Annotated in this window: 10 protein-coding genes; 2 read left to right on the forward strand and 8 right to left on the reverse strand. The window is 37.7% G+C overall.

Annotated elements, in window-relative coordinates:
• Positions 1-25: 25 nt before the first annotated feature.
• On the reverse strand, positions 26-1,027 hold the full coding sequence (gene ccpA / locus BK585_RS19055) for a catabolite control protein A (protein WP_078555520.1): 1,002 nt from the start codon (positions 1,025-1,027) through the stop codon (positions 26-28).
• 521 nt (positions 1,028-1,548) lie between these two features.
• On the reverse strand, positions 1,549-2,622 hold the full coding sequence (locus BK585_RS19065) for a bifunctional 3-deoxy-7-phosphoheptulonate synthase/chorismate mutase (protein ID WP_078555522.1): 1,074 nt from the start codon (positions 2,620-2,622) through the stop codon (positions 1,549-1,551).
• A 244-nt stretch (positions 2,623-2,866) separates the two neighbouring features.
• Here BK585_RS19065 and BK585_RS19070 point away from each other — a divergent pair, with 244 nt between their 5' ends.
• Positions 2,867-5,032, forward strand: a complete 2,166-nt coding sequence (locus BK585_RS19070; protein WP_078555523.1) for a cell division protein FtsA — start codon at positions 2,867-2,869, stop codon at positions 5,030-5,032.
• A 53-nt stretch (positions 5,033-5,085) separates the two neighbouring features.
• On the opposite strand, the gene ytxJ is transcribed toward BK585_RS19070, so the two are convergent.
• Genes ytxJ through BK585_RS19085 form a run of 3 tightly spaced genes read right to left on the reverse strand, consistent with a single transcriptional unit; the run spans position 5,086 to position 6,353 of the window.
• The gene (gene ytxJ / locus BK585_RS19075) at positions 5,086-5,418 is read right to left on the reverse strand and encodes a bacillithiol system redox-active protein YtxJ (RefSeq protein ID WP_078555524.1); all 333 of its coding nucleotides are present in this window, start codon (positions 5,416-5,418) and stop codon (positions 5,086-5,088) included.
• Positions 5,419-5,429: 11 nt separating this feature from the next.
• Complete coding sequence (locus BK585_RS19080) at positions 5,430-5,882, reverse strand: YtxH domain-containing protein (RefSeq protein ID WP_078555525.1); 453 nt, start codon at positions 5,880-5,882, stop codon at positions 5,430-5,432.
• The gene (locus BK585_RS19085) at positions 5,883-6,353 is read right to left on the reverse strand and encodes a DUF948 domain-containing protein (protein WP_078555526.1); all 471 of its coding nucleotides are present in this window, start codon (positions 6,351-6,353) and stop codon (positions 5,883-5,885) included.
• A 156-nt stretch (positions 6,354-6,509) separates the two neighbouring features.
• On the opposite strand from BK585_RS19085, the gene BK585_RS19090 reads away from it, so the two are divergent.
• The gene (locus BK585_RS19090; protein ID WP_078555527.1) at positions 6,510-7,625 is read left to right on the forward strand and encodes an aminopeptidase; all 1,116 of its coding nucleotides are present in this window, start codon (positions 6,510-6,512) and stop codon (positions 7,623-7,625) included.
• A 264-nt stretch (positions 7,626-7,889) separates the two neighbouring features.
• Here BK585_RS19090 and murC read toward each other — a convergent pair whose 3' ends face one another.
• The 3 genes from murC to BK585_RS19105 form a co-directional block, all read right to left on the reverse strand.
• The gene (gene murC / locus BK585_RS19095) at positions 7,890-9,188 is read right to left on the reverse strand and encodes a UDP-N-acetylmuramate--L-alanine ligase (RefSeq protein WP_078555528.1); all 1,299 of its coding nucleotides are present in this window, start codon (positions 9,186-9,188) and stop codon (positions 7,890-7,892) included.
• Between the two features lie 310 nt (positions 9,189-9,498).
• Complete coding sequence (locus BK585_RS19100) at positions 9,499-10,599, reverse strand: nicotinate phosphoribosyltransferase (RefSeq protein ID WP_078555529.1); 1,101 nt, start codon at positions 10,597-10,599, stop codon at positions 9,499-9,501.
• Between the two features lie 101 nt (positions 10,600-10,700).
• Positions 10,701-12,902, reverse strand: coding sequence for a DNA translocase FtsK (locus BK585_RS19105; RefSeq protein WP_078555530.1), 2,202 nt, complete (start codon positions 12,900-12,902; stop codon positions 10,701-10,703).
• Positions 12,903-12,966 lie beyond the last annotated feature (64 nt).

Raw genomic sequence — 12,966 nt, forward strand, 5'->3', positions numbered from 1 at the left:
TCTCTCTCCCAACTGCTAGTACCAACTAATTCGAAGTCGATTTACGAAATTCAATTCGATGAGGTAGCTCAACAATATGGTCCTGAACTTCCTCTTTATTCATGTATTTCGTCAATAATCGCATGGATACAGCACCGATGTCATACATTGGTTGAACAACAGTAGAAAGTGTTGGTCGAACCATCGTTGCTAGTCTAGTGTTATCAAATCCAATGACTTCAAAATCATCTGGTATATGATAGCCTTTATCTTGTGCTCCATGAATGATTCCTAGAGCCATTTCATCTGAAGAAGCAAATATTGCGGTAGGCTTGTCTTCCATTTCAAGAAAACTATCCATTGCTTCAATTCCCGAATCATACGTATAGTCTCCAATTTTCACTAAGCTTTCATCAAAAGGAATTCCTGATTTTTCAAGAGCTTCTCGGTAACCAGCAAATTTTTGAAATCCATTTACAGGGTCCTCTAGCGAACCTGATAACATACCAATCCTCTTATGCCCATTAGCGATAAGATGAGTTACCGCATCAGCAACAGCTTGTTTATAATCAATAATAACTGAAGGCAATGATTTTTCTTTATCTAAAGTTGCAGCAAGTACAATAGGAACAGGAGAACGCTTTAATTCATCCGCAAGTTCATCACGAATTTGAGCTCCCATGAAAATAATTCCATCTACTTGCTTTTCCAACAACGTATTTATCAGATGAATCTCTTTATCCTTGTTTTGATCAGAGTTACATAAGATAATGTTATACTTGTACATCGTAGCAATATCTTCAATTCCCCTTGCTAGCTCTGCAAAAAAGATGCTAGAAATATCCGGGATAATAACACCTACTGTTGTTGTTTTCTTACTAGCTAACCCACGTGCAACTGCATTTGGACGGTAGCCTAATCTTTCAATTGCTTCTAGTACTTTCTTTCTAGTTGCTGGTTTTACATTTGGGTTTCCATTCACTACCCGAGAAACCGTTGCCATTGACACCCCAGCTTCTCTAGCCACATCATATATTGTTGTATTCACATTGACCCTCCTTAAGGTATAAATACACGTCTATTATTTTCAAGATTGTTACTGTAATCATACGACACATTGAGGAGGTCCGCAATCTCTTTACATTACTTATATCGACAGAAAAAGCAATATTTTTAATGAAATGTCGAATTTCCATTGTGTCCTTCTTAATTTCCATACCCTTATATTCCCACATTACTCTTTTAATATAAGAAAAACGGCAAAGTCGTTTTTCTTATGCGATGTGTGAAGCCACTGCCCTCTTTTAAAAAGTGCTTTATTAAGTGCACTTTTTAGTAAAGTACGTGCAGTGTGCAGAGCCATCGCTCTTCCTTGAGTAACCATAAAATCTTATTCTTCCATAGAATAATCTCTACCTCTTTTAAAAGTCACACAAAATTAGGGTTCTTTTGTGTGACCCGTAGAGAGCGGATCCAGTGCTCTGCCTTGCGAAACAGATGGATTTTTTATATAGACAAAGAGGGTATCCCAAAAGGCTATTAACCTTTGGGACACCCTCCGCTGTTATATTAAAGTTTATATAGCCCAGATGCTCTTAACTCTGAGATAAACTCTTTGAACTCATCGATGTTCATTTGTTGTGCTGAATCTGAAAGCGCTACTGCCGGATCAGGGTGAACCTCAGCCATAACAACATCTGCACCAATTGCTAACGCTGCTTTTGCAGTAGGAAGTAACAAATCTTTTCTTCCAGTTGAATGCGTCACGTCTACCATAACAGGAAGGTGAGTTTCTTTTTTAAGAATAGGAACAGCAGAAATATCTAACGTATTTCTTGTTGCCTTTTCATACGTTCGAATTCCTCTTTCACAAAGCATAATATTTGTGTTTCCTTTAGAGATGATATATTCAGCCGCATGAATAAACTCATCAATAGTAGCTGATAATCCGCGTTTTAATAGAACTGGTTTATCAACAGAACCCGCAACTTTCAATAACTCAAAGTTATGCATGTTTCTTGCACCAATTTGAATAACATCAACATAATCTAAAGCTACTTCAATGTCTTCTGGTCGAACGATTTCACTAATAATCGCCATATCATATTCATTAGCTACTTGTTTAAGAATTTGTAATCCTTCAAGACCAAGACCTTGGAAATCATAAGGTGACGTTCTAGGTTTAAATGCTCCACCACGTAATAATCGTACACCTTGCTCTTTCATAGCTTTTGCTACTGCAGCAACTTGCTCATAGCTTTCGACAGCACATGGCCCCATTACTAAACGTTGAGTTCCATCACCAACTAATTCACCTTTTAAGTCAACTACTGTATCTTCTGCTTTATTTTTACGAGAAACTAACAATACTTTCTTTTTGTCATCTTCTTGTAACTTTAAGCTTGCTTTGAAGATTTGCTTAAATAAGTGCTGGATTGCTGGTGTTTCAAATGGTCCTTTATTATGTTTTTCAATAAGGTCTAACATATCTCTTTCACGAACAGGGTCGAAACGAGTAACTCCTTGCTTTCCTTTTACTTTACCGATCTCTTGAACAAGACTTGCACGCTCATTAATAAGCTCTAGGATTTTTAAATTCACATCATCTAATTGGGTTCTCAACTGTTCTAATTCATTACTCATGTTCTCCACTCCTCTTATGTGTCCACTTCTATTGGACATTCTCGTATTTAAAAATTATTATAAACCATAACAAACTGAATGTCACGATCTTTTTCTTTAACAATTAAACGCTTTTAAGCGCTAAAGCGTTTAAAATAAAACAAGACTATGCGTAAACCCTAATTTATATTACAATTCAAGTAAATGCAATAGTTTAATTCATATCTTAATAAAAGGCCAATAATTAAAAGAAGGTGTGTTACTCATGAGTAAGAAAAATTCCACCCCGATATTTTCATTAGATATTGGTACCCGTTCCATTGTCGGCTTATTATTGCAAAAAAACAAAACTGACCTCTATGAAATCCTTGATATAGAAATATTAGAACATGATGAACGTTCAATGTTAGATGGGCAAATTCATAACGTTATCGCCGTTTCAGAAACGATAAAAAAAATAAAGGACAAGCTTGAAAGTAGACATGGCCAACTAAAAAAAGTTTGTGTTGCTGCAGCTGGACGTTCCTTAAAAACGAAACGGGCATCTGTAGATCTTGATATTAAAGGAATGGATATCGGATCAGAGGATGTATTTCATTTAGAACTAAGCGCGGTCCAACAAGCACAATTTGATTTAGCTACTGAATTTGAAGACCAAAAGAGCTTTAATTACTTTTGTGTCGGCTATTCTGTTCTTGACTATCGTCTTGACGGAGAAAAAATTGGAAGCTTAATAGAACAAACTGGTACGACTGCGTCGGTAGAAGTAATTGCTACTTTCCTTCCAAAAGTAGTTGTGGAGTCTTTAATTGCAGCCTTATCAAAGGCAAATCTTGAGTTAGAAGCGTTAACACTTGAGCCTATAGCAGCTATTAACGTTCTGATTCCTCCTTCAATGCGACGATTAAACGTTGCCCTTGTTGATATTGGCGCCGGGACATCTGACATCGCGATTACCGATGAAGGAACAGTTGTAGCCTATGGAATGGTTCCAGTAGCTGGGGATGAAATAACGGAAGCGTTGAGTGATCAATTCCTCTTAGATTTTCCCGATGCTGAAACAATGAAAAGACAATTAAATGAAGTAAGTGAAGTGACCATCACAGATATTTTAGGGTTTGACACTACAATGGATAAAAATGAAGTCGTCAATGCAATTACAGGTGCCATTGATGAACTAGCTACTGCGATAACGACAGAAATACTAGAACTAAATCAAAAGCCACCAAAAGCTGTTATGCTCGTTGGAGGTGGCAGTATGACTCCAAACCTTGGGAAACATATCGCTGAAAAATTACGCTTACCTGAAAATCGAGTAGCGATAAGAGGAATCGATGCCATTCGATTAATTGAGCAAACCGATAAAGTGAAAGCTGGTCCAGAATTAGTTACACCTATCGGGATAGCGATAGCTTCCAAAGAAAACCCAATCGAGTATATTAGTATTAAAGTGAATGAACGAGCTGTTCGTTTGTTTGATATTAAAAAATTGACAGTGGGTGACGGCTTATTAGCAGCTGGCATTGAAATTTCTAAATTATATGGGAAACCAGGGATGGCTTTAATGCTTGAAGTAAATGAACGCCTAATATCAGTTCCTGGTCAACACGGAAAATCGCCAACTATCATTAAGAATGGTGAATTGACAACGATCGATGCTTCAATTAAAGCAAACGATGTCATTCATGTCGAACGAGGAACAAATGGAACCATGGCTTCTGCAACCATTGAGGATGTAGTAGGTGAACTTCCAACTATTCATTTAACGATAAACAACCGTCCAGTTGCTCTTCCTGCAATTGTTTATAAGAATGGTGAAATCACTACTACTCAAGCTGCTCTACAAGATAGAGACAAAGTTAAAATTAAGGTACCGAATACAATTGAGCAAGTATTAACTGTTGCCAAAATATCAGTTAGACAAGATGACTTTAAACCATTTTACGTATTTGTAGATGATAAAAAAATGGTATTAACCTCACTTCGTCAAGCCCTGTTGAGAAACGGAAAAGAGGCTGATTTAACGACACCGATTGCAAATGGCGACCGCATTACAATTGAAGTGAAAAAGCCTGCATTAACTGTTGAAGATGTTTGTAGTAAACTCTCAATGCAAGCAACGAAAACGATCACTGTATTCTTTAATGGAGAACCCGTCACACTAAGCAAACCTAGCATAAAATTAATTCGCAACGGCTTATCATTGAGCGCCTCTGATACGGTTCAAAATGGTGACTACTTCCGTACCGAGTTTCTTGAAACAAGTCCATTTATCTTTCAAGACCTGTTTCGTTACGTAGATGTTGATGTGACTCCAACGGGTAACAGTAAATTACTTGTTTTAAAAAATGGAGAAAATGCCGGTTTTAGCGACACGATCGAAACTGGAGACAATCTCGAAGTTCGTATGGAACCGATTTTAAATGGGTAATACAAAACTAGAGGGTGTGACAAAAGGTTAACCTTTTGTCACACCCTCTTTTTTTATTTTTCATCCCAGACGGTTTGAAGTTTCTCGTTAGTGATATTCCAATGGGAATCATTCCATACCACTTCTCCGTCTTTGAAAAGTAGCGCTTGTGGCGATTCATGCTTTACCTTAAATCTACTTGCAATCTCATTTGAAAGTGGACGAGCTTCTTGTACATTCAAATAATAGAAGGTAATGTCCTCTAAAAATTGCGCAAAGGAAGTAAATTCTTCAAACGCAGCATGACTAATCGGACATGTCGTGCTATTTTTTAGAAAAAGTAGTTTTGAGTTTTGTTGAAGAATCTCATTAAATTCTGATTCAGTTTCGATTTTTACGATAGCCATTTAAGGTCTCCTTATTTTTGGTCAGACGTTTCGTCGTCGACTACTTCTTCTTTAAGACTAGCTACTTCATTTTTAACAGTCTCTAATATTTGTTCCTTGCCTTCTTCGACTTGTTCACTAACATCCGCTACAAAATCTTCGGCTTTCTCTCTTGCAGTTTGCGCATCTTGAGCTACACTATTCGTAACATCCTTCACTTTCTCGATGACTTGAGCAGATTGCTGAGAAACGACTTTAGCTACATTTGATGATTTTTCTTTGGCTAACGCTGCAAACTCATTGCCTTTTTCATAAGCGGTTGACGTGAATTCAGATGTTCTTTCTTTTGCTTGCTGTGCTTGTTCTGAAATGTCGTGGCGTAATTCTTTCCCTGACTTAGGAGCTAACAATAATGCTGCAGATGCACCAACAATCCCTCCGATTAATGATCCAATTAAAAAGTCTTTCGTATTCATATCACCCATTTAAATCTCCTCCTTTTGATTTTGAACAACTTCAGCTTCAGTTTTGGCTTTTCTTTGTTTCCATTTACTATAAAAGTCTAGTGCCACATTACCCCATTGAACCACTTGGGCAATTTGGTCAGATTGACGCTCAGTTTGCTCTGCCACGTTTGTTGATACTCGTGAGATCGAACGGTTTATCGTCTGAACAGAATCCCCTATCCCTTTTACTGAGTTAAATAAACTGTTTAATGATTCAGACTTGGCTTGTATGTCATCTGCCAACTCATTTGTTCTATGTAACAATTCTTCAGTTTCTTTCGTAATCCCTTTAAGTTGAAGTTCTATATTTGCCACTGTATTGGCCGTATGTTCAAGGGTTTTAGTTGCAGCTTTCAAAGTTTGAGTACTATAGATAACTAGCCGGATTATAAATATAGATAACAGTACAAAAGCTACGGCAATGAGAGCAACACTTATTTGATATATCACTGCTTGTCCACCTCCCTCTATAGGATATTTACCCACACAACAAAATTCTAAACAAACCTCAACGATCCATTCGTGAAAAATGTACAATATCCTTCCCTTATGATATCATTTCAACGACATTTACAATAGAAAAGACACTTATTGGGAGGTTTTTTTATGAAGGATCATAGAATTGAAACATTGGCCTTTAATTTAATCCACCATTCGATACGACTCCAACGAGGAGAGAAGATTTTGATTGAGAATTTTGGCTTGCAACGGGAATTAGTGACAGCTCTCGTTCATGAAGCCACTAAGGTCGGCGGAGTTCCTTTTGTTACTTTAAAAGATCATCAAGTTGAACGTGCCTTATTATTAAACGGATCAGAAGAACAGTTAAACCTAACTGCTAAGTTTGAAGCCAATCGCATGAAAGAAATGGATGCCTATATTGCCATCCGTGCAGGAGATAATATTTCTGAGTTATCCGATGTTCCTGATGAAAAGATGACATTACATAGTAAAACGGTGGGTACAAAAGTGCACCGTGAAATTCGAGTTCCGAATACTAAATGGTGTGTACTCCGTTACCCTACATCATCTATGGCGCAATTAGCTAACATGAGTACTGAGGGATTTGAAGACTTCTACTTTAATGTATGTAACCTAGACTATAGTAAGATGGATAAAGCTATGGACGCGTTAGTAAATCTAATGAACACTACTGACAAGGTCCGCATAACAGGGCCAGGAACAGAACTTACCTTCTCGATTAAGGATATACCTGCTATTAAATGTGCTGGTGAGTTCAACATTCCTGATGGAGAGGTGTTTACTGCCCCTGTAAAACAGTCAGTTAATGGTACAATCACTTACAATACACCCTCCCCTTATCAAGGAACAACCTATGAGCAAATAAGCTTTACCTTTAAAGATGGAAAGATTATAGAAGCAACAGCAAACCATGAAGATAAAATTAATCATGTTTTAAACACAGATGAAGGCGCGCGCTATATTGGGGAATTTGCAATTGGAGTGAATCCATTTATCCAACATCCGATGAAAGACATTTTATTCGATGAAAAAATCGACGGTAGTATCCATTTCACACCGGGACAATGCTATGAAAATGCTTCAAACGGCAATCAATCAGCGATTCACTGGGATATCGTGCTCATTCAAAGACCTGAGTACGGCGGTGGAGAGATTTACTTCGACGATGTTTTAATCCGAAAAGATGGACGGTTTGTATTAGACCAATTACAAAGTTTAAACCCTGAAAACCTAAAATAAAAAAAGCGACAAGTCGCTTTTTTTAGAACCAAGGAGCGTAGCCATTGCCTTTTTTAAAGTATTTTACAAGTGCCTTTCTTGTAAAATACGCGCAGTGTGCAAAGCCCTTGCTCTTCCTGAGTTATCCTGCTGGGCTTGTTTAGGCTTTCTAAAAGTCAAACAAACGCAATCCAGTGCTCTTCTCGGATCATCTTACTCAATTATTTCTTATATTAAAAAGAAAGGGGGTGTCACTAGGTCATACCATTGGACACCCCCTTCTACTTATTTTATAGAACTTTCATACGCTTGTTGGAACTTTTGAATATCCCCTGCACCCATAAAAAGAAGAACTCCGTTTTTATGTTGAGCCACCCTATTCATGTCTGCTTCTGAAATCAGTTCTGACTCCGGTATAAGCGATTGTAAATCTTGAATACTTAGATTCCCGTCATATTCACGAGCTGAACCAAAAATATCACATAAATACACTTTATCTGCTTGGTTTAGGGTTTCGGCAAATTCATTTAAAAACGTTTTTGTGCGCGTAAAGGTATGCGGTTGGAAAATAGCGACAACTTCCTTTTCTGGATACTTCTGTTTGGTCGCTTGAATTGTAGCAAAAATTTCAGTAGGATGGTGCGCATAATCATCAATCAAAATTTGCGTACCTACTTGCTTCTCGCTAAATCTGCGTTTTACTCCTTTAAATGTAGCTAAACTCTCTTTTAATACCATCACATCTACATTTTCATAATGACAAAGTGCAATAACGGCAAGAGCATTTAACACATTATGGTCTCCGAATCCTGGTATCGTAAATGATCCATAATTAGTATTTCTGATATATACATCAAAAGACATTCCTTCTGGAGTTACTGTGACATTTCTTGCTTGGAAATCATTATGTTCTCCAAACCCATAAAATACTACTGGTACATTGGCATGAATCCCTTGTAAATGTTGATCATCTCCACAAGCTACAATTGCTTTATTTACTTGCATCGCCATCGATTGAAATGCTGAGAACACATCCTCTACATCTTTAAAATAATCGGGATGGTCAAAATCAATATTTGTCATAATGCAATAGTCAGGTTGGTAATTTAAGAAATGGCGGCGATACTCACAAGCTTCAAACACAAAGTATTGACTATTCTCTTCGCCTTTTCCTGTTCCGTCACCGATTAAGAATGAAGTGGGATGGGCAGAGCCAAGGACGTGTGATAATAAACCGGTCGTTGAGGTTTTTCCATGTGAACCCGTAACCGCGACACTCGTAAAATTTTTAATAAATTCTCCAAGAAACTGCGGATACAGTTTCACTGGAATATCTAATTGTTTCGCTTTCACTATTTCTTCGTGTGGGTCTTTATAGGCCGGTGAAGAAATAATCGTTTGTCCCTCTTTTATGTTTTCTTCGTTAAACGTAAAGATTGGAATTCCCTTTTCTTCTAACGGCTTTTGGGTAAAAAACGTTTTATCCACATCAGAACCTTGTACCGTTTCATTCATATCATGTAAAATTTGAGCAAGTGCACTCATTCCAGAGCCTTTTATTCCGATAAAATGGTAAACAGTCATTGACTGGACCTCCATACATTGTTGATTTCATATAACATCTATAGCTATCACTTTTCATACATTTTCTTATTATAACAGAAAAAAACGGAAGAGAAAAACTATTCCTTTACCCATTAATTTCAAATAAACTAATGAATGACTTTAGCTAAAATAGCCTTCAATGGTCAGTATATGTAACACCTAACAGAAAAGACCATCAAAAAATGGGTGCAATTGGATACTCGTAGGAAGTGGCCAATTGACTACGAAAAAGTATGTGTAAGCGAAATAAAAGCCATGCTATTTTCCTGTAGCATGACTTTCTTCTCTTCTAATGTTCTACTAGCTCTAGACGTGGGTTTGGATGATATCGTCGTCCTGCTTTCGCTTGTTCTTTACCGTTTAATTTGACGTTATCACCGGTAAATCCAATATTAATTTTTAATAAACTACTTCCGACTCCATAAATATCAACAGGAACTACCGCATCCTCATACTTTGCGATTCGCTCAGCAGTGAACCCTCCCGTAGCAATAATCTTCACATGTGTAAAGCCTTCCTTGTCTAGAGCCTCCCTGAGAGCAAATAAAAGCTCAGGATTAGCTCCACGAGGGTCAAATGATCCTAATACATCCATGTTCCGACAAAAATACTTATCGACCATGGTACGTGACGTATCAACTCTTACACCTTTTAGTGTTTCTCCAAACTCTCTAGCTACCTTAAGAGAATCGGTGATTACATCATTATTATAGTCAACTAATGCCATTAGTTCATCTTCAGGAAACGTCTCTTTGTACGCCTGTGTTGCTGCAACTACATCACCTTCAAACAATTGAATTAACGCATGAGGCATTGTACCCATCCCCTTTTTGCCCCACCATTCATGCATCGCATGAGTAGCCTGAGCTTGCGAACCACCAATGAAAGCGGCGTAACCGTCTCCAGCTTGTTGGGTAAAATGGTCATCACGGTCACCCATAAAAATCACTGGTTTTTGTATGCCTGAACGTCTAGCAGATTTTACAACGTTATACACATTAGTCGCCACCGATGTACGTCTTGCAAAGATTCCATCAATTATTCCTTCTAAATAACCAAAATTCTGATAAGGCCCAGTGATTGTTAAGACAGTCTCAAAAGGAGCAATTTTGTCGCCATCCTTTAAGGAATGAATTTCCAAGCTATCTGGGTTTTTCGCAAATGTTTTGACTAATGCAATAACCTCATCTGTTCCACATAAAATCGCATTTGTTTTTTGGAAGAACTGCATGGTCACAATATTTTCAGCACGAAACTTTTCGACAATTTCTCTTGTCTTCAAAAAATAAACCGCTGAAAACCATCCTTCTTTTACACGCTCATCAAATTTAAATGTCTTGTTTGTAAGTCTTTTTATTTTTCCTTGCATCTTTAACTCAATTTCTTTCATCATTAAACTCCTTGCTTCGCGTATTGCATGCTTTTATTAGATTACCCTCGGAAAGTTGTTATATTCTTCCCGCTGTTCTATTTGCTTCGTTGAAATGTGTGTTATGTTTCTTCATTTTCAAATTCTGATAATGAGACAAGAACATTTCGGGGTTTACTACCCATTGCTTCTGAAATCATACCTTGAGATTCCATCATGTCTATTAATCTTGCTGCTCGATTATAGCCGATTCGAAAACGTCTCTGTAGGCTAGAGGCAGACGCTATTCCTTGTTCAATCACAAAATAACAGGCTTCTTCAAATAACTCATCTTCCTGAGTAAAACTGTCTTGTACTTTTTGAAGTTGTTCTGTCTCCAATATATAATTTGGTTTTTGTTGCTTTTTAACAAAGGCGATTACTTCTTCGATTTCCTCATCTGAAACAAACGTACCCTGAACCCTTACAGGTTTGGATGTTCCATTTTCATAAAACAACATATCACCTTTTCCAAGTAGACGTTCGGCCCCACTCATATCAATAATCGTACGTGAATCTACTTGTGATGAAACAGAGAACGCGATCCTCGTTGGTACATTCGCTTTTATTAACCCCGTAATTACATCAACTGATGGTCGTTGGGTTGCTAACAGGAGATGAATTCCACATGCTCTTGCTTTTTGAGCGATTCGACAAATGGAATCTTCAACATCCTGGGGAGCAACCATCATCAAATCAGCAAGTTCATCAATGACAACTACAATATACGGCAATGCTGGTTCATTTCCTTCTGAATATAAATCATTATATCGAGAAATATCTCTTGTACCACGCTGAGAGAAGAGTTCATAGCGTCTTTCCATCTCAAGTACAATCCATTTCAAAGCAGCCGTCGCTTGTTTTGCGTCAGTAATGACTGGCGATATCAAGTGAGGTACTTCGTTATAAGGAGCCAACTCGACCATTTTTGGATCTATTAAAAGAAGCTTCACCTGTTCAGGCGTTGCTTTATACAGGAGGCTTACAAGAATCGAGTTAATGCACACACTTTTCCCTGACCCGGTTGATCCTGCTACAAGCCCATGTGGCATTTTATTTAAGTCTGTGATTACAGGTTGTCCAGCTATATCTAAGCCTAATCCAACAGTTAATGGCGAGCTTTGTTGTTGAAATTCTTTTCTCCGAATTATTTCACGTAAAAAGACCGGTTTACTTATTTTATTCGGAATCTCAATTCCAATCGCATTTTTTCCAGGTATCGGTGCTTCCATCCGAATATCTTTGGCCGCTAAGCTTAACTTTATATCATCAAGCAGTCCCGTAATTTTACTTACCTTTACTCCAGGCGCTGGTTGTATTTCAAACCTTGTAACCGAAGGACCTTTTGTGACATGAACGACTTTTGCTTTCACATTAAAGTTATCTAATGTCGACTCTAACAACCTTGCTTGCTGGTCAATCCAATCGGTCTTTTCTTCTTCAATCCTTGGTGGGACCGTTAAAAGATGTATCGGCGGAAATTGATAACCGTTCTGTGAAACATTCACCTTTTTCTTATCCTTAGCTAACATCATTACATTGAAAGGAACAGCCCGTTTAGAGGGTTCAGACGCTCTTGCTTGATTGTTTATAGTTCCTTTTGTATGCTCGGTTTTCCGTTCAGTATGTACCTTTATCGGTGGCGTATCGACTTTTTCCTTTTGTTGTTCAGTCACTTCTTCCGCAACAGCAATTTGCTCTAGAAATGACGCAATCATGTTTTCATCCGTTTGAGTATCGTTTTCTTCCTGCTCTTCTGAGGAAATTAAATCAAAAGGTTCAGGAATGACCTCCTCTACTTCAGGCGGATATGGTTGTTCAAGTTCAGGCTCTTTTGTTTTGGCATTGATTAGTGTGTATAATTTGTCTTTATCTCTTGTTTTAAAACCGTACACTGGCGAAGGAATGTCACCAGCTTTAAATGATGCTCCCGTGAATTTTTGTTTTTGCTCTACCTCTATCTTCTCTTCTACTTTTCTAGCTGTTTTCCGTTCTCGTTTTTTTACTGGTTTTTGTTCGAGTTTTTTCTCAGTGTTGTTCGGTTCTATTTTCTGTTCCCGTTCCATTCTTCGTTTTCGTGGTTTCACCTTAATCTCTCGTTTTTCTTTTATCTGTGGAAAGGAATCTCCCTTTGGATAATGATGAATGATTCTCGGTGGCTCAGTTGATGATGGAGGGAATATAAGTTTATCTCCTTTTCTAATGATATCTTCATCATTATTAGGAGTTGACTTGTTTGAAAATAAATCTTGTATCTGTTTTTTTATCCAATGTTGAAATCCCATTATTTCACCACCTACTTTAATACATCTCAATGTTCGAGACTCACTTCAAAATGAAGTAGTCCAT

Source organism: Bacillus alkalicellulosilyticus (assembly GCF_002019795.1).
In the GTDB taxonomy this organism is placed as follows: Bacteria; Bacillota; Bacilli; order Bacillales; family Bacillaceae_F; genus Bacillus_AO; species Bacillus_AO alkalicellulosilyticum.

Coding starts and splice junctions, on each gene's coding strand:
- BK585_RS19065 (WP_078555522.1), bottom strand. CDS start 2,622: ATGAGTAATGAATTAGAACAGTTGAGAACCCAATTAGATGATGTGAAT.
- BK585_RS19070 (WP_078555523.1), top strand. CDS start 2,867: ATGAGTAAGAAAAATTCCACCCCGATATTTTCATTAGATATTGGTACC.
- ytxJ (WP_078555524.1), bottom strand. CDS start 5,418: ATGGCTATCGTAAAAATCGAAACTGAATCAGAATTTAATGAGATTCTT.
- BK585_RS19080 (WP_078555525.1), bottom strand. CDS start 5,882: ATGGGTGATATGAATACGAAAGACTTTTTAATTGGATCATTAATCGGA.
- BK585_RS19090 (WP_078555527.1), top strand. CDS start 6,510: ATGAAGGATCATAGAATTGAAACATTGGCCTTTAATTTAATCCACCAT.
- murC (WP_078555528.1), bottom strand. CDS start 9,188: ATGACTGTTTACCATTTTATCGGAATAAAAGGCTCTGGAATGAGTGCA.
- BK585_RS19100 (WP_078555529.1), bottom strand. CDS start 10,599: ATGAAAGAAATTGAGTTAAAGATGCAAGGAAAAATAAAAAGACTTACA.
- BK585_RS19105 (WP_078555530.1), bottom strand. CDS start 12,902: ATGGGATTTCAACATTGGATAAAAAAACAGATACAAGATTTATTTTCA.